This window comes from Parahoeflea alexandrii (assembly GCF_024105735.1).
GTDB classification, from domain to species: domain Bacteria; phylum Pseudomonadota; class Alphaproteobacteria; order Rhizobiales; family Rhizobiaceae; genus Hoeflea; species Hoeflea alexandrii.
Genome location: NZ_JAAAML010000001.1, coordinates 433508 through 454390, shown reverse-complemented (window position 1 = coordinate 454390; position 20883 = coordinate 433508). Strand labels below are relative to the sequence as shown.

Genomic DNA, 20883 nt, shown 5'->3' with positions numbered 1-20883 from the left:
GCTAGTATGCATAGCAAGTCAACGGAGTGAACGCATGCCCGTATCTTCCTCCTTGCGGAACCTGGAACCGCTCAATCGTCCCTCGGTGGCCGACACCGTATTCGACGAATTGCACAGCCAGATTCTGCTTTTGGAACTGCCGCCGGGGACCAAGATGTCCGAGGTCGAGGTGGCCAAGGCGCTGGGCGTGTCGCGCCAGCCTGTACGGGACGCGTTCTATCGTCTTTCCAAGCTCGGCTTTCTTTCCATCCGCCCGCAACGGGCGACGCTGGTCTCGCAGATTTCCTCCACCGCTGTGCTTCAGGCCCGCTTCGTGCGCAACGCGCTTGAAGCGGAAACCGTGCGCACCGCCTGCAGGGTCCTGACCAGCGAGGATCACGCGGCGCTCGATGAAATCCTGGAAATCCAGCGCAAGGCGGTGGACGCCAAGGATCCGGTCAGTTTTCACGGTCTCGACGACCAGTTCCACAAGGAAATATGCGAGCGCTCGGGCCTCGGATTTGCCTGGGACATCATCCGCGAGAACAAGGCGCACATGGACCGCGTCCGGTTTCTTTCGCTCTCCTTCGCCTCCCAGGACGCTTACGGCGACCATTTGAAGGTCATGGAGGCCATCCGCGCCCGCGACGAGGAACAGGCAATGCACCACATGCGCATCCACCTCTCGCGCATCAAGGAGCAGATCGTTCGCATCAGGGCCGACCATGGCCGCTATTTCGCTGACGAGACTGAGGCATGAAACAGACATTCCTGTCGATCGGCGAATGCATGGTCGAAATGGCGCCAACCGCATCCGGCGACTATCATCTGGGCTTTGCCGGCGACACGCTGAACACGGCCTGGTACGCAAGACAGACACTCGCACCGCACTGGGACGTCGCCTATTTTACCGCGGTGGGCCAGGATGCCATTTCCCTGCGGATGACGGATTTCATCGGCAACGCCAGTATCCGCACCGATCTGATACGCCGTCTGCCCGACAGGACCGTCGGCCTCTACCTGATCCAGCTCGACAACGGTGAACGCAGCTTCGCCTATTGGCGCTCGGATTCAGCCGCCCGCAAGCTGGCCACGGACCTCGCGGCGCTCAGGGAAGCACTGTCGACCGCAAGCCTCATCTTCTTCTCGGGAATAACCCTTGCCATCCTGTCGCCCGGAGACCGTCAGGCATTGCTCGACGCCATCGCCGAAGCCCGCGGGGCCGGCGCCACGGTGGCCTTCGATCCCAACCTTCGCCCGCGCCTCTGGGAAGATCCCGACACCATGCGTACCGCCATCATGGCAGCGGCTGCTGTCAGTGACATCCTGCTGCCCTCTTTCGAGGATGAGGCGGCAGCCTTTGGCGATACTGCCCCGGACGACACCGCGCGCCGCTACGCCGATTGCGGCGCAGGGCTTGTCGTCGTCAAGAATGGAGCGGATGAGATGATCGCCCTGGACAAGGGCCAGACCATCCGTTTCACCCCTGCCCCGGTGACCGGGATCGTTGACACCACGGCTGCCGGCGACAGCTTCAACGCAGCGTTTCTGGCAGCCTACCTTGAGCGCACCGACCTTGCGCAAGCGATCAGGGCCGGCGCAGAGCTGGCCGCGAAAGTCATTTCAAAACGCGGAGCCCTGGTGGATTAAGCGGCAATGAGCGCGCCGGCACCATTCAACACCTTCAGAAGCGCTTGATGCCAGCGACCTGATGACCCAGTCATAACCATAATGAATGCCCCTCTCCATGGCAGCCGATGCTGCGTCGCCGTCCCCGCGCTCGATCGCCTTGATCATCCCAAACTCATGCCTCCTGCCCGGCCGCAAAAACCCCAAGATATTTTTCTCGCAAACAGGCGTTCCGCAACCGGTTGCACATGCAGGGCGCCGCCGTGCTCACGCGGCGGTCGCGGGCCGGATCGGCAGATCCATCGGCAAGTGGGATATCTCCGGCCTGAAGGATCTGCAGCGACACCTGCTCGACACAGGCCGGGAACGCGGTCCAAGCTGCACAGGTCCGAGCTTCTAGCTGTCCTGAGTTTGCGCCGCCGGTTGCGGCTGAGTTCCGGAATTACGCGAGAACCACGTCTCCAGAAGCTGGTTGACCTGTTGCGGGTGCTCAAGCGGCGGACAATGACCGGTGTTTGGGATCGTAATGAACTCGGAGCCTGGTATGCCCTTGTGAATTTCCAGGGCGCGGTCGGGTGGCGTGACTTCGTCGCCATCTCCGACAATCACCAGCGTCGGGCATTTGACCAACGGAAGATTTGCCCGCCCGTCCGGCCGCTTGATGATCGCGTGCTGCTGCGCCCGGAAAGCTTCAACACCGAGATCGACCGCACTTTGCTTCAGGGCCTCACGCTGCGAGACCTCCAGGCTGTCCACATCCAGGCAGCTGAACGCCAGGCTGCGCTCGTTGGCTGCAGCCATTCCCTCCTGCTCAGCGGTCGCAAGGTTCTCAAGCCGTCTTTCGGTGTTGGCCGGATCTTCGGGCCGGGCAGATGTCGAGATGAGAACGAAGCTTATCAATCGGTCGCTGATCCTCGGAAGCATCTGCAGCGCGATGTACCCTCCCATCGACCAGGCGACAAAGTGAAAGCGGGGCATCAACTGGTCGGTCACGCAATCAGCCATTTCGGCAATGCTGGGCCTGGAGTGATAGCCCGTTGGTACAAAAACGTCATAGCGGCTCTTCAGGTGTTCGATCTGGTAGGCCCATGATGTGTGATCCGACTGGAGGCCGGGAAGCAACACGACTGTCTCACGCATTGTCTGTCTCTATCTCGTCTTGGTTGAGAGTTGCCTGGATATCTTCCGCATGATGGCACGCGGCCTGCTGCGCACCGCCAATCACACGCAGGACAGGCACTTCGGCAGCACAGCGTGCATCGGCGAACGAACATCGGGTACGGAAATGACAGCCGGAGGGTGGATTGAGCGGGCTGGGCAGTTCACCGCTGATCCGCGACCGCTTGCCTCGGCTCGAAGGCATCGGGCGCGGCACCGCTGTCAGCAGCGTGCGGGTGTAGGGATGCGCCGGCCGGCCAAACAGATCTGCCGTCTTGCCCAGTTCGACAATTCTGCCCAGATACATCACCGCAACCCGGTCGGCGACATGGGAGACGACGGAAAGGTCATGCGAAATGAAGACCAGCGTCAGTCCCATTTCCTCCTGCAGCCGCACGATCAGATTGAGAATTTGCGCCTGGATCGACACATCAAGGGCTGACACCGGTTCATCGGCAACAATCAGGTCCGGACTGAGAGCGATAGCCCGCGCGATGCCGATCCGCTGACACTGCCCGCCGGAGAGTTCGTGGGGAAACCGGTCAAGATGGAAGCTGCTGAGGCCGACCTGGATGGCCAGTTCCTCCACGCGCCGATTGATCTCTTCCGCATTGCCCTTTCGGAAATTGACCAGTGCTTCGGCGATGATGGCCCGCGCTCTCATACGCGGGTTGAGGGATGCGTACGGGTCCTGAAAGATCATCTGAAAACGCTGCCGCGCCGCCTTCAGCTCCGTCGCGTTGAGCCCGGCGGGATCGACCCCGTCGAATGCGATTGCGCCCGAGCTGGGTCTTTCCAGTTGCATGATCAGACGTGCGAGCGAAGATTTTCCGCAGCCGCTTTCGCCCACCAGTCCCAGCGTTTCGCCACGCGGCACATCGAGCGATATCTGGTCGACAGCCTGCAGGAAACGTTCCGGTCCGCCGAACTTTTCCCGCCCCAGCGCATAGGTCTTGCTGATCTTGTCGAGTGAAAGATAGGGTTTGGAACTCATGCCCAGGCCCTCACGATGTCTGTGTTCCTGATCGTCTCGAAAACCGTTTCGGAATGGATGCAGCGCGCGCTGTGTTCAGGTTCGATCCTGCGCGGCGGCGGCAGCGGATCGAGACAGGCCCCTGTCGCGAAGCTGCAGCGCGGCGCGTAGGCGCATCCCTCGACAACCTTGTCCAGCCGCGGCACGGATCCGGGGATTTCGGCCAGAACATCGCGGTGCCGGGTCTGCGTTCCCGGAAGCGACTGCAGCAATCCGGCCGTATAGCCGTGTGACGGGCGGGCGAATAGCTTTTCCACCGGCGCTTCTTCGACAATGCGACCGGCATACATCACCATCATCCGGTCCGCCGTGCTCGACACCACGCCAAGATCATGGGTGATGAAGATCACGCTCATCCCGAGGTTTTGCCGCAGGTCGGCGATGAGATCGAGCACCTGGGCCTGGACCGTCACATCCAGTGCGGTGGTCGGTTCGTCGGCAATCAGCAGTTCCGGATCGCACGCCAGTGCCATGGCAATCATCACCCTCTGGCGCATGCCGCCGGACAATTCATGGGGATAGGCGCCAAGCCTGTTGCGGGCATCGGGGATACGCACCAGCTCGAGCATTTCCAGCGCCCGCGCCCTGGCCGCCGCGCCAGACAAGCCGCGATGCTGGCGCACCACCTCGGCGATCTGCATGCCGATCGTGTGGACCGGATTGAGAGAGGTCATCGGATCCTGGAAGATCATCCCGATCCTGTCACCGCGGACCCGCCGCATGGTCCGCTCGCTGGCGCCCAGCAGCTCCTGCTCGCCCAGCCGCACAGACCCCGAGACAATGCGGGCACCATGCCTTGGCAGCAGCCCCATGATGGACATCGCGGTCACGCTCTTGCCGCAGCCCGATTCCCCGACCAGGCTGAGGATCTCGCCCTTGCGCACGGCGAAGGACACATCATCCAGCGCGCGCACCACACCGGCGCTGTTGGAAAACTCCAGGCTGAGATTGGACACCGTCAGCACGTTCTGCCCGGTATCGATATGGGGTGAAACGGCGGTCATAGCGATCCCCTGCGGGTCTTGCGGGGATCGAGCGCGTCACTCAGCCGATCACCAAGAATGTTCACCACCAGCACCAGCATCGACAACAGTGCGCCGGGATAGGCCATCAGCTCGGGATGAATGCGGAAATAGGATCTGGCATCGGCCATCATGCCGCCCCAGCTTGGAACTTCCGGCGAGGTGCCGACGCCCAGGAAACTCAGCACCGCGGAAGCGATGATCGCCGAGGCGCAGGCATAGGTCGCCTGAACCAGTACCGGGCCGAGCGTATTGGGCAGGATGTGCCGCCAGACCATCGCCAGTCCCGAGGTCCCGATCGAGGTGGCCGCGGCCACATAGGGCTGCTCGCGCACCCCGAGCACCACCGATCGCACCAGCCGCACCATGCGCGGGATTTCCGGAAGCGTTATGGCGATGATCACCGTTACCACTCCCGCATTCATCAATGAGGCCAGTGCAATGGCCAGCAGGATCGCGGGAATGGCCATCATCGCGTCGTTCAGCCGCATGATCACCGCGCCGCCAATCCTCGACATGCCGGCATAGATGCCGATGGCGACACCGAACAGTGTCGTCAGCCCGGCAACCGAAAATCCGACAAGCATCGATGTCCGGGTGCCGTACACCGCGCGGGCGAACACATCGCGTCCGAGATGATCGCGCCCCCAGATGGCGCTTTCCGATGAGGATGTCAGCCGCTCGGCGGGATTGAGCGCGATCGGGTCGCCCGCAATGAGCGGAGCAAAAATCGCCACAAGCACAAAGAACAGCAACACCGCCACGCAGCTAGCCGTCATGGGCTCGCGCCCAACCCATCCGATCAGGCGGCTCGGCTGGAAACCTTGGCGCGGACGGAGATCGGCAATTGAGTTATCCGGCACCGGCACTAGCCTTTCACACGCGGATCAAACAGCGCGTAGCTGAGATCGACGAGAAGATTGATGAGAATGAGCAAGGCGGAGAAAAACAGGATGACGCCCTGAACGACGGGATAGTCACGCCGGGTGATGGCATCGACCGTAAGCCGCCCGATACCGGGAATGTTGAAAACGGATTCGGTGACAACAACGCCGCCGACCAGGGTTGCGAAGCCGATGCCGATCACCGTGATGACCGGCACGCCGGCGCTCTTGAGCGCGTGCACGACCAGGATGCGGAATGTCCCCAGACCCTTGGCGCGTGCCGTCCGCGTGTAGTTCTCGTTGAGCGCCTCGAGCATGGAGGCGCGTGTCACCCGGGCGATCAGCGCGGCAAAGACAAGCGCCAGCGCCACCGATGGCAATGTCAGCGAGTGCAGCGTCGCCAGCACGCCATCCTCGAGCGGCTTGTAGCCTTGCACCGGAAACCATTTCAGCCTGACCGCGAAAACATAGACAAGCAGGTAGCCGATCACGAAAACCGGCAGTGAAAATCCAAGCACGGCAAAGGCCATGATCAGCCTGTCGGCCAGACCATTGGCCCGCCACGCCGCAATCACCCCCAGCGGCACGGCGATCAGGACGGTAATGACCAGTGTCACGACGGCCAGCATCATGGTTGGCTCGATGCGTTGAGCGATCAGCTTGGTGACCGGCTGGTTCGAATAGACGGAATCGCCGAGATCAAGCTGCAGCGCGTTCCCCGCCCAGATCCCGAACTGCACGATCACCGGCTGATCGAGATGCAGCCGCTCCCGGATCTTTTCCACCTGTTTCGGATTGGCGTTGTCTCCGGCCAGAAGCACGGCCGGATCTCCCGGCATCAGATGCACCAGCGAAAAGATGAAGATCCCCACCAGGGCGAAGATCGGAACGGCAGCCAGCAACCGTCCAACAATATAACGAAGCATCGCAAACCTCTAACGACAGGGCCATCCGGCAGGCGCCGGATGGCCTGTATATCACCACCTACTGAGTGCGGCGCACATTCCAGAAGAACGGCACGGGGCTTTCGATGAAACCTTCGAGATTTGCAGCAATGCCCTGCGAGGGAAAGCTCTGTCCCAGCGGCACATAGCTCACCAGATCATGCGTAAGAACCTGCATCTGTTCGGCAAGCTGCTTCTTGACGTCCGGATCCATTTCGTCGGCGAACTTCTTTCGAAGCTCCTGCAATTCCTCCGAACAGGCCCATCCGAACCACCCGTCGCCGCAGGCACCCGCAACATAGACATTGGTCATCGGGTTGGACTGATCGACAAAGCCCCAGCCGGTGAAGAACAGGTTCCAACCGCCATCGGCAACAGGCTCCTTGCTGGCGCGTCGCGTGGCAACGGTTGCCCAGTCGGTAATCTGCTCCTCGACAACGAAGCCGGCTTCTTCAAGCATCGGCTTGAGCACGGAATAGTAGGCGTCATGCGCCGGAATATCGGTGACGTGCATCAACAGCACCGGCGTCCCGTCATAGCCGCCCTCTTCAAGCAAGGCCTTTGCCTTGTCCAGATCGCGCGTCAGCACGGCTTCGGTCCCGGCATCGGATGCATACGGCGTGTCACAGAAAAACACTGCCGCGCATTCGAGATAGCGTTCCGTGGCATTGCCGTAGGCCGCCTGCAGGAACGGGGTCTGCTCGACCGACCATTGCAGCGCCTTGCGGATCTTCGGATTGTCGAAAGGCGGGTTGAGATGATTGACGACCAGCTGCATCGAGTTGCCCGATTGCCGCGCCGCGATCGGCTTTGCACTGTCCACGCCGTCAAAGAACGCAATCATGTCCGACGGCACCTCCTCGATCCAGTCGATCTCCCCGGCAATCAGCGCGTCCACCGCGGTCGCGGTATCGGGAATGTAAACCAGTTCCACCCGGTCGAAATGCGCGACCTTGCCACCGGCAGCCATGCTGGCCGGCTCGGAACGCGGCTTGTAGTCCTCAAACTTCTCGAACACGGCAATGCTGCCGGGCACCCACTCCTCGGGCACCAGCTTGTAGGGCCCCGAGCCGATAGGCGTAACCACCGGATCCGTGGGATCATTGGCAGCCATGCCTGCCGGCATGATCACCGGAATGTTCGAGGAGATTTTGCCGATCGCCGGGATCACCTGACCCCAGGGTTCATTCATCTTCAGCACGATCGTCTTGTCATCGGGCGCGGCAATGGAGGCCATCTTCGCAAACAGCGTCTTGCCCAGACCATCCGCCTTGCCCCAGCGCTCGAGCGAGGCAACCGCATCGGCAGCGGTGACCGGGGTGCCGTCATGGAACTTAAGGCCGTCACGCAGGGTGATCGTGTAGGTCAGCCCGTCATCCGAAAGTGTATAGCCTTCCGCCATCTGCGGCTGGACTTCGTAGTTCGCGTCCATCGAAAACAACGTGTCGTACATCAGATACGCCGCGTTCCGGATGGTAAAATTCGTCGTGGCAATCGGATCCAGCGTGTTGATGTCGCCATTCATGCGCAAACGCAACGTTTCGGCCGCGCTTGCGGCTGACACGCAGACGCTCAACATGGCGCCGGCCACAATCGACGCCAGCAGTGACTTGGTTCGTACCATGATATTCTCCTCCCAACCGCTCCCTGGCGGCACAAAACGTTACGTTACGAGCATCTTCAACTACCAATTTTTACCCATTTATTGGCATTTGGATAACACGAAACGATTTGTGTTTACAGATTACAGAGCTGCCTGACAAGGGTCTGAAGTCCATCACGGGAAACCGCTATGTGGAAAAAATCCCGGTCACCAGCAAAAAATGGCATTAACGTAACGATTTGTGTATCGTTCCCGCTTCTGCATGGAGAGGGATGAAATTGTCGACCATCAAGGATGTGGCGCGTATCGCGAAAGTGTCGATCACCACGGTTTCTGCCACGATAAACGGCACCGCGCCCGTCAGCAAGGCGCTGCAGGAACGCGTCTGGGAAGCCGTCAAGACAGCCGGCTACCACCCCGACCCGGTTGCGCGGAACCTGCGTATGGGCACCTCCAAGACCATCGGCCTGATCGTCCCGGACATCGCCACCCCCTGGGCGGCGCATCTGGCCAAGGCCATGCAGCGCGCTTTGTCGGATATCGGTTACAACATGCTGTTTGCCAGCAATGACGATGATCCCGAACGCGAGTTCCGGGAGATTGAACTGTTCAGCTCCCATCGCGTCGCGGGCCTCATCATTGCTCCGACAACGCATGGGGAAGATTACGCCGGCCGCCTGGCAGATGCCGTGCACACCCCTGCGGTCCTGGTCGACCGCGTCATCGAGAACTCGCGCTTTGACTCGGTCACCGACGACAATCATTTCGGTGCCCAGCTGATCACCCGCTATCTGCTCAAACTCGGCCACAGGGACATAGCGTTCATGGTCGGCCGCCCCGGCATATCCTCCTCGGACGAGCGCTATGCCGGGTTTCTCGAAACCATGGCGGCGGCGAACGTCACGGTCCGCGATGAGCTCATCCATCACCGCATTCATCTGCGTGAGCATGCCTTTGCATCCGTTCAGAAACTGATGACCCTGCCGCGCCCGCCGACGGCCATAGCCTGCATCAACATTGCGCAATTGCTGGGCACCATGGCCGGGCTGCAAAACATGGGATTGCGTGTGCCCGACGATGTATCGGTGATAAGCTTTGACGGCTTCCACCCGGCCGAAGGCTGGAACCCGAGCATCACCGCCCTGACCCAGGACATCACCACAGTGAGCACCAGGGCCGCCGAACTCCTGCTTGCCCGAATAGAAGGCAAGGTCGACACGCCCCCCCAGATCATTCGCGTCGCCCCGAGCCTGACGGTCAGAACATCCTGCCGCGCTGTTCCCGGCACGGCATGAACACTGATTGCCCCCTTTGAATCCAGCCGGAAGGCAACAAGAGGCTTTTCCTAGCAATTTTTCTGGATCAGACGCAGTCGAGCCGTGAATCTATTGGGACCCTGTTCAAACTCCACGATGCCGCCGTGGGCCCTTGCCACCTGATCGACGATTGCCAATCCCAGTCCGGCGCCTTCGCCACTGCGTGCCGAGCTGCCGCGCGCAAAGGGGCGCATCAGCACCGGCACGTCGTCTGCAGTCATGCCTTGGCCGGCATCCCGCACTTCGATCGTCAGGACGTCTTCTTCAATCCGCGAGACAATCTCGATTGGGGGTTTCCCATACCTAACGGCATTGCCCAGAAGGTTCTCGAGCGCCCTCAGGACAGCGGCCTCCTTCACTCTAACCACGAGATCCGTCGGCACGTGCAGCACAACGGCCTCAGGCAAGTCACAGGCCTGCCTTACCTGCTCGACAAGCGGTCGCAACGGGACCGCCCGCGTCTCTTCCTCTTCGAAGCCACGGGCGAAATCAAGAAACTGGCGCAGCATGCCTTCAATCCGGATCACGTTGCGTTCCGCCGTTTTGACGAGATCGGCGTCGGCACCCTTCAACATCGCCAGAGACAGGCGGAGCTTGGTAAGAGGAGTACGCAGGTCGTGGCTGACGCCGGCCAGCATCAATGCCCGATCGGCTTCTGCCGTATGCAGCCGTGCCGACATGTCTGTCAGCGCCCGGGACACTGCGGCGATTTCGCGGGGATGTGCAATCTCTATGTCGTAGATATCGGACGGTCTGGACATGCGATCAACCGCTTCCTCCAGATGCTTCAGCGGTCGAGCGATCCTTTTTTGCAGGGCGATGCCACCGGCGAGAGCCGCCAGCAGAGCTATTCCGAAAGCCACAAAGAGACCTGCAACGGGATCGGTGGCGGGCAAGGTCCTGAGCGACAACCAATAGGGCTGGTCGGCAGTGGCCATGCGCACCCAGACATGGCCTTTGGTATCAATCGAGACATCGGACGGGGAAATTCCGTGATGGTTCGACAACACGCGCAGGAAGTACCGCGAGAACCAACTGCGTTGCATGTTGGCGTGCTTCGGCGCAGTGTCGGCCACGAGGACATCAGGGGCCTCGTTTGCACGCAGGGCTTCAGCGAAGTGGATCTGCTGAAATGCGTCCATCTGTTGGAAGGACAGCTCGAGACTGCGGATCAATTGTGCAGTGTCGGCGGCCGACCGCTCGATCTGGGGCCGCAGTACAAGACCAGCGATCAGGACGAGCGACACCAGCAAAGCGGCAAGAATGGTGGCAGAGAGAACCGCGATGTTCTGTTTCAGGAGGGAATCAAGCACTGTCGGACACCAAGACGTAACCTATGCCCCAGACAGTCTTGATCAGTTCGGCATCGCCAGCCCGCTCGCCAATCGCACGCCGCAGGCGCGCGATCTGGACATCGACTGCACGATCCGTGACCTCGGCATCGCGCCCAAGCGCTCGCTCTATCAACTGCGCCCTGCTGAGCGGACGCCCGCGGCTGCGCACAAGCGCTGCAAGCAGGGCAAACTCCCGGCTTGACAGCTTCAGCGGAACACCATCGCGCTTCACCATGTGGGTCGAGAGGTTGATTTCAATCGGACCGACCGTGATGATGTCCTCGGTACGAACATCGCGCATGCCTTGCGTCCGCCGGAGTACAGCCGTTAAGCGGGCCACCAGTTCGCGAGGTTCAAAGGGTTTTGGCAGGTAGTCGTCGGCTCCACTCTCAAGGCCGATTATTCGGTCGATCGGATCACCCCGTGCCGTGAGCATGACGATGGGCGTAACGTCACCTGAAGACCGCAGGCGCCTGCAGATAGCCAGTCCATCTTCCCCCGGGATCATCAGATCCAGCACGATCGCATCGGCGGGATTGCGCGCAAGCTCCCGGTCCAGGGCAGCACGGCCATCAACGGCCCGCGTCTCGAAGCCATGCTCGGTGAGGAACCGGCGCAGCAGCGCGCGCAGTTCCGGATCGTCGTCAACGATGATTATTCTGTCCGGTTTCCAGTTCATGCCATCGACCTTGCCATGATGGCGGTTTGGGGGCAGCATCAAAGTATTGCAAATTGTTACATTTGGCGTCTCGTGTCACAGTTTGACGCATCCTCGCCGAAATCTGCAACATTCACGAAACATCATCACTTCAAACACTGAGCGTGCCCGGTCATTTGCCTTCATTTGATGGATGGGCACTGAAACACGTCCCGTTTGAAAAGGTCTGCTATGTCTCGCACGATCCTTCTGATTGCGGTTCTGTCGATTGCCGCCGGTCCCGCACTGGCGCAATCGCAAGACCCGATCCAGCAGCTGGCCGCCAATTTCGAACGCATCGATACCAATGGCGATGGCGCCATCTCCCATAGCGAATTCCGCGTCGTTCAGGCCGCACGATGGTCCCAGATCGATCGCAACAACGATGGCTACCTGGGCGAGGATGACTTCCCTCGCATTGCGCTCAATCGTGCCAGGACGCAACTTGCTGAGATTTCTTATCTCGATGCAAACGGTGACGGCCGGATCAGCCAGAGCGAATTCCTTGATGGCCCACCGCCGATCTTCCGCCGCGCTGACCGAAATGCCGACGGGGTACTGACCAGGTCCGAACTGGAAGCGGCAGCGCCTTAGCCGTGTGGTGCAATCAAGACAAACGGAGGCCAGCATGACTTCGTCCGAAACGAACTCCGGAACTGAAGACCGGTCGGCAAAACTTCCGCTCCTCGACAATGGCAAGGATCATTCGTCATTGAAGCCGCCATCAACCCGGAAGCGCAGCTGGTTGGTGCAGGTGCTGACCGTATTTGCGGTTCTGATCGTCGGAGCAATAGTCGGTATGTATTTCCAAGGCCCGGCATTGCGCGCGGTGTTCGAATGGACTTCGCTTGAACCTGGCGCGGGGGCCAGACAGCCGATCGCTCTGCCGGTGGACCGCGTCCCTTCTGCTCAGCGCGTCGCCGAAATGGCAACCGGGGATGTTGTCGCGCTTGGACGCCTTCAACCAAAAGCCGGGATTGTTTCGGTGGCGCTTCCCCAGGGGGCCGGCGATGCGCGCCTCGACCAGGTTCTCGTGACTGAGGGCGACATCGTCGCTGAAGGGGAGGTCCTGGCGGTGCTCGACAGTCTCCCGCTCTATGAGGCTGCACTGACAAGCGCCGAGAGCACGCTGGCGATCCGACGGGCGGTGCTGGCCCAGACCCGGGTGCAGATTGCGGCGACCGAAGCCGAGCTTCGCGCGCAAATCCGCGGCGCGGAGGCGACGGTGTCGGCGTCCGAACGCGAACTTGCGCGGGTGAGAAGCCTTATAGAACGGGGCGTTGCAACCCAGGCGACCCTTGAAGCGGCCATCCGGGCCAACGACAACGCCCGCGCCGATCTCGACCGCTTGCGAGCATCGCTGGCTCGCTATCAGCCCGGACCGGGCGGCGAACAGGTGGATGTTGCCGTGGCCTCCGCTGATCTCGCTGCGGCCGAAGCTGCGGCGGAGCAGGCGCGCAGCGATCTTGACCGTGCCCGGGTTCTCGCGCCGCGGGACGGAACGATCATCGAGGTGGCGGCGCGCACCGGCGAGCGTCCTCCCGCCAACGGTCTTTTGCAAATGGGCGACACGGCGCAGATGGAGGCCGAACTCGAGGTGTTCCAGATCATGGCGCCCCGGGTTGCTGTCGGACAGAACGTTTCGCTCGTCTCCGGAGTGCTGGGCGCCGAACCGCTCACAGGAACAGTGGCGCGCATCGGCACGCTCGTCGGCAGGCAGAGCGTGACGGCGGAAGATCCCGCGGCGAACACCGATGCACGTGTGCTTCTCGTCAACGTCGCGCTGGACGAAGCGTCGAGCATTCGGGCCGCGCGCTACATCAACCTCGAGGTCGTGGCCCGGATATCGGTCGCCGAAGGCAGTCCGTCGGAAGGCTTGGAACAATGACCACCTTCCTGACCCGGCTGCTTGGGCGATTGCCAATCGGGTATCTGCAGCTCACGCATCATCCGGGCCGTCTCCTGGCCGCGTTGGCCGGTGTGGCCTTCGCCAACGTGCTGGTTTTCGTCCAGCTGGGTCTGGCCGGATCGATGGCCGAGTCCGTCGCCATCCCCTACAGGCTGTTCCAGCCCGATCTGCTCATTCTGTCGCCGGCCGAATCCGAGGCGTTGTCTGATGCGGCCACACTCCCCCGGCAAAGGCTCTTTCAGGCGCTGGTGCACCCGGATGTGACAGGCGGCACGCCGATCTACATGGGCCGTTCGACCTGGATCTCGGGACATGATGCATCCTCGTCGATCCAGTTCTTCGGCATCGCCCCCGACGCGACTGCCTTCTTTCATGATGCGCTGGCAGCACCGCTGACCAGCCTGTCGTTATCGGACACGGCACTCGTCGACACGTTGACGCGTTTTGTCGACATGCGCAGCTTTGCCGCCGCGCAACCCGAAGCACCGGTGCCCTTCGAGATACAGAGCCGCCAGCTTGGAGCGATCGGAACCGTGTCGATCGGCGGCGGATTTGGAGGGGACGGCGTCTTTCTGGTGTCCGACCAGACCTTTTTCCATCTGTTTCCGCAGCGCAGCTCAGCAACGCCGAGCCACATCCTCCTCGCGCTGGCCCCGGGCGCCGATGCCGGGCGGGCAGCTGCGGAACTGGTGCAGCTCTATCCACCGGATACTGTCCGGATCCGCCCGGTCTCCGAAGCCATGGAACAGGAAGTCCGTTACCAGATGACCGAACGCCCGACTGGCCTGATCTTCGCATTCGGGGTGGCGATCGGGATCGTCGTCGGGATTGTCATTGCCTACCAGGTCCTGTCGGCCGACGTCGCCGATCACATCCGCGAATACGCGACCTTCAAGGCCATGGGGTTCCGGCAGGGCTTTTTCATCGGGATCATCCTGGAGGAGGCGATAATTCTCGCCGCGATCGGCTTCTGGCCGGGACTTTTGTTTTCGCAGCTGTTTTATGAATCGCTCGCCTACCTTACGAACATTCCGATCTTCATGACGACAGAGCGTGCGGTCGCTGTCTTCATCGGCACCATCATCGCCTGTGCCGTCTCGGGCATGCTCGCCATGCGCAAGCTGGCCGCCGCCGAACCGGCCGATCTGTTTTGAGGACGCCATGACTGACGCAGCGATTGATGTCAGAGGTCTCGATCACTTCTTCGGCGAGGGGGAAGCGCGGAAGCAAGCCCTGTTCGACGTAAACCTGTCGGTGCGGCGTGGATCTCTGACCATTCTCATGGGGCCGTCGGGCTCCGGGAAAACCACCCTCCTTACCCTCATGGGATGTCTGCGCGAGGTCCATGGCGGGAGCATAAGGCTGTTGGAGCGGGAACTGTTTCAGTCCGAAGAGGTCACGCGGATCGACATGCGCCGGCGGCTCGGCTTCATCTTTCAGGCGCATAACCTGCACGCCAGCCTGACGGCTCGGCAAAACGTCATCATGGGCTTGCAGGTCCATGGCCGGGGCGTTCCCAAACGCCATGCCGCGGCCGCAGATCATCTTCTGGACATGCTGGGCTTGGGCGAGCGGCTTGAGTACCTGCCGGGCAACCTGTCGGGAGGCCAGAAACAGCGGGTGGCCATCGCCCGGGCCCTGGTCTCGAATCCCGACATCATCTTCGCCGATGAACCGACCGCGGCCCTCGACAAGATCAGCGGCATGGCCGCCGTGCAGCTGTTCAGGGATCTCGGCCGCACGCGCGGCACAACGACCGTGATGGTGACCCATGACCCGCGCATCCTCGATCTGGCTGATCGGATTGTCACCCTGGAAGATGGGCGCATCGTCCAGGACAACGTGCGCACCTAAGCACCGTGCCACCGCGAGACAATCGGAGTTTTGTCCTTGGGCTAACAGCGTTGCCGGCCATGAGATTTTCTCAGCATGCAATTCTCGCCGATTAGGTTTTTCGAACAACCTTCCGGAAGGTCAGCGAGATCCTGCGCGACCGCTCGATCCTCCTGCCATCGACATGGTCGCTCTTGCGCGCAGGGATTTCGTGGGTCCAGTCGTAACGCGCCGCGCCCGTCATCACCAAGGCGGAACGGGGATCAAGAATGATCGCCCGCGCCGCGCCGTCCGGCCTATGCCGGAAAACCATCTCGCATCGGGACAAGAGACTGATTGAGATGATCGTGTCATCGAAGCAAGGCAGACATTCGACATGGGCACTGATCCCCTGCCCGGGCAGGTATTCGTTGGCAATCACCTGATCCGGCGTGCCGTCAGCGAGGCCCGCCACCACCAGCCGCGCTCCCAGACGCAGGAGCCAGTCAGGCAAGGCTCCCAGATAGGCGTCTGCTGTCACCGCCCGTGCCCGGTAATCATAGCGGTATCCGAAGTGCTGCACCCGGCGCTTGAGCTCCGAATTCCATTCACCGCCGTCCAGATGGCCAACAAGCGCTGCTTCCTCTTCAAAGGAAATAAACGAGGGCAGGTATAGAGCTTCAGGCGGCAGATCCTCGGATGTGTTGCTCGACCAAGCACCCATTTCCTCGCCACCTGCTTCTTCCGGTGAAACACATGGGTCAAGAACGCATCGCCCTTGCCGATGGCGCTTGAACCATCATCCTTCGTCTTGACATGAGAATAGCCCGGACAATCGGAAAGTAGAACGGATAGGCAGCGGGAATCTCGTATAAATTGCGTTGAGCCGCGCCGTCGACATCACATGCCCCATCATGGTGAGGGCTGTTAACCGCAGACATGGCAACATTGCCTTTGCCAGTCAGATACTCGGTCGCACTTTTCACAAAACGGCGAACCGGAATATGGTCCGGATTCCGTCCGTACAGTGGGTTCCTGCTCCCAACATTCGGGAACTGAAAAACAAAGAGGTCAAATTGTTGGCGAAGCAACCAATCAAAGCAAGATGGACCGTCAGGATCATCAGGCCATGCATCCACGCGCCCCCAGTGAACGCATGCGATCATATCTGTTGCATGAATGGTAGCGGGAGAGGGACTTGAACCCCCGACACGCGGATTATGATTCCGCTGCTCTAACCAGCTGAGCTACCCCGCCGCCAGCGGCCGATTGTTATCGGGCCGGACGGGCGGCATATAAGGTGCGGCCTGCTCTGGTGTCAAGCGCCGTTCCGGCTTTTCTTGCCTTCTCGCTGATCTCACCGCAGGCAGGGCCAGCCGCGGCTAGTTTAATGCGGATTTGCCGTTGGCCTTGCAGGGCTGAACCGGCGCCTCAGGACACCGTGCCGTGCCGCTGCGGGGCGGACGCTTGTCCGCTCTGCCCCACATTGCCGAAGCTCGCCCACCTCGCCCCCTTGCCTCGTCTTGCCCCACCTCGTCTTGCCTTGTTTCGCCATCGGGTCTAATCCCCTCAGCCAAGGATCTCGAGAAAGAAAACAGGAAACGCCCTGCCATGCAAAGCGCCCCCGCCCCCAGGATCGCCGTCGTCGGATGTGGTTACTGGGGCACCAACCATGCCCGTACCTTTGCCGAACTCGGCGCGCTTCATGCCGTCTGCGACCGTCATCCCGACCGGGCCGGCCAGCTTGCCGGCGTCCATTCGGTCAGCGCCATGACCATCGAGGAGGTTCTCGCCGATCCCGAAATCGACGGCGTGGTGCTGGCCTTGCCGCCGCAATATCATGCCGACCAGACCATTGCCGTGCTGGAAGCCGGCAAGCATGTGCTTGTGGAAAAACCCATCGCGTTGTCGGTCGCCGATGCGCGGCGCGTTGTCGACGCGGCTTCGAAGTCCGGCCTGGTGGCCATGACCGGCCACGTGCTGCGCTTTCATCCCGCTTTCGAGGCGCTTGAGGCGATGATCCGGGCCGGAGAGCTCGGCGCCGTGCGCTACATCCATTCCCACCGGGTAGGCCTCGGCAAGTTTCACGCCGAGAACGACGCCCTTTGGGACATCGCCCCGCATGATCTGTCGCTGATCCTGGCGCTGACCGGGGAAAAACCGATCAGTGTGCGCGGCGTCGGCTCGGCCATGCTCAACCGGCTGTCGGATTTCGCCCATCTGCACCTGCAGTTCGCCAGCGGCGTGCGCAGCCACGTCTTTGCCTCCCGGCTCAATCCCTACCGCGAACGCCGTCTCACCGTCATCGGTTCCAAGGCCATGGCGGTGTTCGACGATGTGGCGCCTTGGAACCAGAAGCTCGCAGTCTATCGCCACAAGCTGTGGGAGGACGACAATGGCTGGCAGTCGGAAATGGTCGATCCTGACTATGTCGATCTTCCCGACGGCATGCCGCTGACGCGCGAATGCGCCCATTTCCTCGACTGCATCCGCACTGGGGAGGAGCCACGCACGCCGGTCGCCGACGGTCTGGCGGTCATCGAGATCCTGTCGGAAGGCACAGTGCGCCACGACTGAGGCTTGCGGCGGCGGCAACACACCCCGCAGGAAAATGGCAGCAGGCGATTTTCCTGGGTTCGCTGCGACCAGCCTCAGGCGTCAACCTCAGGCGGCGGGCTGCAACAGGCTCGACAGCATTGCCTCGGCCGCCGGTGACCGCTCCGAGTGATCGATGAACCCGCCGCCGAACACCCGTGCCTCGTCACCCGGGCCCGAATAGAGCACGCAGGCCTGCCCCGGGGCCACGCCGGCCTCGCCTTCAACCAGCTCGACCGAAACCTCTCCAGTCTCGCCAAGCCGGACGATCGCCGGCCGCGGCGGGCGCGTCGAGCGCACCTTGGCAAAGCAGGAAAGCCCCTCGGGGCCGGTCTCGGCAAGCGGCATGTCGCCAAGCCAGTTCACATCGCGCAGGATCAGACGGCGCGTATCGAGCGCTTCACGCGGGCCGACGATCACCCGCCGCGAGCGGGCGTCGAGATGCACCACGTAAAGCGGATCGCCGGTGGCCACGCCCAGGCCCTTGCGCTGGCCGATTGTGTAATGAACGATACCGGGATGCTCGCCGAGCACCCGCCCGTCGATATGGACGATGTCGCCGGCCAGCGCTGCATTCGGCTTCAGCTTGGTGATCACATTGGCATATTTGCCCTGCGGCACGAAACAGATGTCCTGGCTGTCGGCCTTGTCGGCGACGATCAGCCCCATTTCCTCGGCCAGTTCCCGGGTCCTGATTTTTGGAAGTTCGCCGAGCGGGAAGCGGACATAATCGAGCTGCTCCTGCGTCGTGGCGAACAGGAAATAGCTCTGGTCGCGGTCAGAATCGACCGGCCGGTACAACGCCCGCCGCCCGGGATTCTCCGGCGACGGGTTGGCACGCGAGCGGATATAGTGACCGGTCGCCAGCGCATCCGCGCCCAGGTCCCGCGCGGTGGCCAGCAGATCGGCGAACTTGACCGTCTGGTTGCAGGCAACGCAGGGGATCGGCGTTTCGCCGGCCACATAGCTTTCGGCAAACGGATTGATCACCGCTTCTTGGAAACGCTTTTCATAGTCGAGCACGTAATGCGGGATGCCGAGCGTTTCGCAGACGCGCCTGGCATCATCAATGTCCTGGCCGGCGCAACAGGCACCGGCGCGGTGCACCGCGGCACCATGGTCATAGAGCTGCAGGGTCACGCCAAGCACATCATAGCCATCGCGGGCCAGAAGCCCCGCGACGACCGAGCTGTCAACGCCGCCGGACATGGCGACCACCACCCGCGTATCGCGCGGGTCCTTATCAAAATCGAGACTGTTCACTGTCTTCCCCGGCATTCAACAGCGTTCAAGGCGCTGATCAAGCGGTTGCAAAAACGTCCCTGGGGACCTTCCCATTATAGTGTCTGCGGCCGCGCTCAACAAGGTGCCTGCCCAACCGCGCGGCAATTCGGCCGGACCGCGCAGACCGCCTGTGCCAAAACTTACCAAAACCTTGCCGGCCCCTTAGCCAATTTTTAAATCCCCGCCTGTAGTCTCTGCTCGATAGGTCTTGAGTGTGTAAGAGAGTCCAATGACCGAAATGGTTCGACCACGTGTCAAATATGTCATCGGCCCCGATGGGAGCCCGCTGACAATCGCCGATCTGCCTCCTGCCAACACCCGCCGATGGGTGATCCGCAGAAAGGCCGAGGTGGTGGCTGCAGTTCGCGGCGGCCTTCTCAGTCTCGAGGAGGCTTGCGAGCGCTATACCCTGACAGTTGAGGAATTCCTCTCCTGGCAGTCCTCGATCAGCGATCATGGCCTCGCCGGCCTGCGCACGACGCGCATCCAGCAATACCGGCATTGACCAGGCCCGGCCACGGCCGGGCAGCCTGACCGGCAACGCGTGAGCGCAACAGCATATCCCCTGCCGCCAGGCGCATCCCGACAGGGTCGCGACGGGTGCCGCCTGTGCTCGACCGCGGCGCCGGCCGGGCGCTCCACCTCAAAATCTGCCCTACATCGACAACACCGTTGATGATCGCTCTTGCGCGGCGCCGGACAGCCACCATGTCAGGCCCTGTCCGGCCCACCTGCCCGACCGGCCAGGCCGTGGGCGATGGCCGCCAGCAATGCTGATCCGCCATATAACCACAGTCCCGGCTGCGAAAACGCCTCGGCTAGTCCGCCGGTCTTGGCTGCCACGATCACCAGCGCCACCAGCACCACGTCCATCAGCGACCAGCGGCTCAGATGCGGCAGCAACCGCATGGCAAGGCCTGAGCCGCGCGCAAGCCCGACGGCCTCGGCGGAAATTGCCACCAGCTTGACCACCGGAAACACCACCGAAACCAGCCCGACCACCACCGCCAGGACCGGGTCATCGCCGGTCCACAGCATCGCGATCACGCCGAGCAGCGATGGCGACTGGTTGAAGAAGTACAGCGTCTCGAACCGCATCAGTGGAAGCACGATCCCCAGTCCGAAACACAGAGGAGCAAGCACCAGCGTCAGGGCAAGCAGCAGTCGCATGCACTCGTTCTCCTGTTCAACCCTCGTCCCGCCGGATCCCGAATCTGGTTCCCTGGCGGGCTGCCATGCATTAGCCTGTGCCGACCATACCGCTCCTGCTTAAAGGACTGCGGCCGGGATTGGCAATCAGGAGCGCACATGCAGATCACCGAGGAAAATGGCCCCACCGGCGGGCGCTACATTGCCAGGCTGGAAGGGACAGAGGCGGAAATGACCTTTTCGCGCGCCTCGCCCACGCTCGTGATCATCGATCACACCGGCGTACCTGACGCGTTGCGCGGCAAGGGCGTCGGCCAGGCCCTGGCGCTTCACGCCGTCGAGGCGGCACGCGCCGGCGGCTGGAAGATCATCCCGCTCTGCCCGTTCTTCAAGGCCCAGGCCCAACGCAACCCGGACTGGCGGGATGTGATTTCATGAACCGGCATAAGCTTGCCGGCTGAAACAGGTCAGCACATCGACAGGATGAGCGGGCTCGAAGGCGCATCTTGCACCAAAGCCCTGCAGCGCGGACGCA

General features: G+C 61.8%; 21 protein-coding genes and 1 tRNA gene. 10 read left to right on the top strand and 12 right to left on the bottom strand.

Going from position 1 to position 20883, the window contains the following annotated elements:
* Window positions 1–34 precede the first annotated feature (34 nt).
* Window positions 35–739 (top strand): GntR family transcriptional regulator, encoded by a 705-nt coding sequence (locus GTW23_RS02015; RefSeq protein ID WP_252914422.1) that lies wholly within the window; start codon window positions 35–37, stop codon window positions 737–739.
* Window positions 736–1629 carry a sugar kinase gene (locus GTW23_RS02010; protein WP_252914421.1) on the top strand — a complete coding sequence of 298 codons (894 nt, stop codon included), beginning with the start codon at window positions 736–738 and terminating at the stop codon, window positions 1627–1629. Before GTW23_RS02015 ends, GTW23_RS02010 begins: the two co-directional genes overlap by 4 nt.
* Before the next feature lie 375 nt (window positions 1630–2004).
* On the opposite strand, the gene GTW23_RS02005 is transcribed toward GTW23_RS02010, so the two are convergent.
* The 6 genes from GTW23_RS02005 to GTW23_RS01980 form a co-directional block, all read right to left on the bottom strand.
* Entirely contained in the window at window positions 2005–2748 is a 744-nt protein-coding gene (locus GTW23_RS02005; protein WP_252914420.1) for an alpha/beta fold hydrolase, read from the bottom strand.
* Complete coding sequence (locus GTW23_RS02000) at window positions 2741–3760, bottom strand: ABC transporter ATP-binding protein (RefSeq protein WP_252914419.1); 1020 nt, start codon at window positions 3758–3760, stop codon at window positions 2741–2743. Before GTW23_RS02000 ends, GTW23_RS02005 begins: the two co-directional genes overlap by 8 nt.
* On the bottom strand, window positions 3757–4803 hold the full coding sequence (locus tag GTW23_RS01995) for an ABC transporter ATP-binding protein (RefSeq protein WP_252914418.1): 1047 nt from the start codon (window positions 4801–4803) through the stop codon (window positions 3757–3759). Before GTW23_RS01995 ends, GTW23_RS02000 begins: the two co-directional genes overlap by 4 nt.
* Complete coding sequence (locus GTW23_RS01990; protein ID WP_252914417.1) at window positions 4800–5600, bottom strand: ABC transporter permease; 801 nt, start codon at window positions 5598–5600, stop codon at window positions 4800–4802. The genes GTW23_RS01995 and GTW23_RS01990 overlap by 4 nt, the downstream gene beginning before the upstream one ends.
* A gap of 89 nt (window positions 5601–5689) precedes the next feature.
* Window positions 5690–6631, bottom strand: a complete 942-nt coding sequence (locus tag GTW23_RS01985; protein WP_252914416.1) for an ABC transporter permease — start codon at window positions 6629–6631, stop codon at window positions 5690–5692.
* Window positions 6632–6689: 58 nt separating this feature from the next.
* On the bottom strand, window positions 6690–8273 hold the full coding sequence (locus tag GTW23_RS01980) for an ABC transporter substrate-binding protein (RefSeq protein ID WP_252914415.1): 1584 nt from the start codon (window positions 8271–8273) through the stop codon (window positions 6690–6692).
* A 257-nt stretch (window positions 8274–8530) separates the two neighbouring features.
* Between GTW23_RS01980 and GTW23_RS01975 the strand changes: the two genes are divergently transcribed.
* Window positions 8531–9547, top strand: coding sequence for a LacI family DNA-binding transcriptional regulator (locus GTW23_RS01975; protein WP_252914414.1), 1017 nt, complete (start codon window positions 8531–8533; stop codon window positions 9545–9547).
* A gap of 50 nt (window positions 9548–9597) precedes the next feature.
* On the opposite strand, the gene GTW23_RS01970 is transcribed toward GTW23_RS01975, so the two are convergent.
* A complete protein-coding gene (locus GTW23_RS01970) occupies window positions 9598–10881 on the bottom strand; it encodes an ATP-binding protein (RefSeq protein ID WP_252914413.1) in 1284 nt (427 codons plus the stop codon).
* Window positions 10874–11581, bottom strand: a complete 708-nt coding sequence (locus GTW23_RS01965; RefSeq protein WP_252914412.1) for a response regulator — start codon at window positions 11579–11581, stop codon at window positions 10874–10876. The genes GTW23_RS01970 and GTW23_RS01965 overlap by 8 nt, the downstream gene beginning before the upstream one ends.
* 210 nt (window positions 11582–11791) lie before the next feature.
* On the opposite strand from GTW23_RS01965, the gene GTW23_RS01960 reads away from it, so the two are divergent.
* The 4 genes from GTW23_RS01960 to GTW23_RS01945 are packed head-to-tail and all read left to right on the top strand — an operon-like array spanning window position 11792 to window position 15362.
* Window positions 11792–12193 (top strand): EF-hand domain-containing protein, encoded by a 402-nt coding sequence (locus GTW23_RS01960; RefSeq protein WP_252914411.1) that lies wholly within the window; start codon window positions 11792–11794, stop codon window positions 12191–12193.
* Window positions 12194–12227: 34 nt separating this feature from the next.
* Window positions 12228–13487, top strand: a complete 1260-nt coding sequence (locus tag GTW23_RS01955; protein ID WP_252914410.1) for an HlyD family efflux transporter periplasmic adaptor subunit — start codon at window positions 12228–12230, stop codon at window positions 13485–13487.
* Window positions 13484–14662, top strand: a complete 1179-nt coding sequence (locus GTW23_RS01950; protein WP_252914409.1) for an FtsX-like permease family protein — start codon at window positions 13484–13486, stop codon at window positions 14660–14662. Before GTW23_RS01955 ends, GTW23_RS01950 begins: the two co-directional genes overlap by 4 nt.
* Before the next feature lie 7 nt (window positions 14663–14669).
* Window positions 14670–15362: an ATP-binding cassette domain-containing protein gene (locus GTW23_RS01945; protein WP_252914408.1), complete on the top strand. Its 693-nt coding sequence runs from the start codon at window positions 14670–14672 to the stop codon at window positions 15360–15362.
* A 91-nt stretch (window positions 15363–15453) separates the two neighbouring features.
* Here the strand turns inward: GTW23_RS01945 and GTW23_RS01940 are convergent, their stop codons facing one another.
* Both GTW23_RS01940 and GTW23_RS01935 read right to left on the bottom strand, forming a co-directional pair.
* Entirely contained in the window at window positions 15454–16044 is a 591-nt protein-coding gene (locus GTW23_RS01940) for an alpha-ketoglutarate-dependent dioxygenase AlkB (RefSeq protein WP_252914407.1), read from the bottom strand.
* 456 nt (window positions 16045–16500) lie between these two features.
* Window positions 16501–16577: transfer RNA gene (locus GTW23_RS01935), tRNA-Met, on the bottom strand.
* 354 nt (window positions 16578–16931) lie between these two features.
* On the opposite strand from GTW23_RS01935, the gene GTW23_RS01930 reads away from it, so the two are divergent.
* Window positions 16932–17897 carry a Gfo/Idh/MocA family protein gene (locus GTW23_RS01930; protein WP_252914406.1) on the top strand — a complete coding sequence of 322 codons (966 nt, stop codon included), beginning with the start codon at window positions 16932–16934 and terminating at the stop codon, window positions 17895–17897.
* 87 nt (window positions 17898–17984) lie between these two features.
* Here GTW23_RS01930 and mnmA read toward each other — a convergent pair whose 3' ends face one another.
* Window positions 17985–19178 (bottom strand): tRNA 2-thiouridine(34) synthase MnmA, encoded by a 1194-nt coding sequence (mnmA, locus tag GTW23_RS01925; protein WP_252914405.1) that lies wholly within the window; start codon window positions 19176–19178, stop codon window positions 17985–17987.
* A 250-nt stretch (window positions 19179–19428) separates the two neighbouring features.
* On the opposite strand from mnmA, the gene sciP reads away from it, so the two are divergent.
* Window positions 19429–19704, top strand: a complete 276-nt coding sequence (gene sciP / locus GTW23_RS01920; protein ID WP_097105782.1) for a CtrA inhibitor SciP — start codon at window positions 19429–19431, stop codon at window positions 19702–19704.
* 206 nt (window positions 19705–19910) lie between these two features.
* On the opposite strand, the gene GTW23_RS01915 is transcribed toward sciP, so the two are convergent.
* Entirely contained in the window at window positions 19911–20369 is a 459-nt protein-coding gene (locus GTW23_RS01915; RefSeq protein WP_252914404.1) for a paraquat-inducible protein A, read from the bottom strand.
* Between the two features lie 138 nt (window positions 20370–20507).
* Between GTW23_RS01915 and GTW23_RS01910 the strand changes: the two genes are divergently transcribed.
* Entirely contained in the window at window positions 20508–20786 is a 279-nt protein-coding gene (locus tag GTW23_RS01910; RefSeq protein ID WP_252914403.1) for a GNAT family N-acetyltransferase, read from the top strand.
* The last annotated feature ends 97 nt before the right edge of the window (window positions 20787–20883 follow it).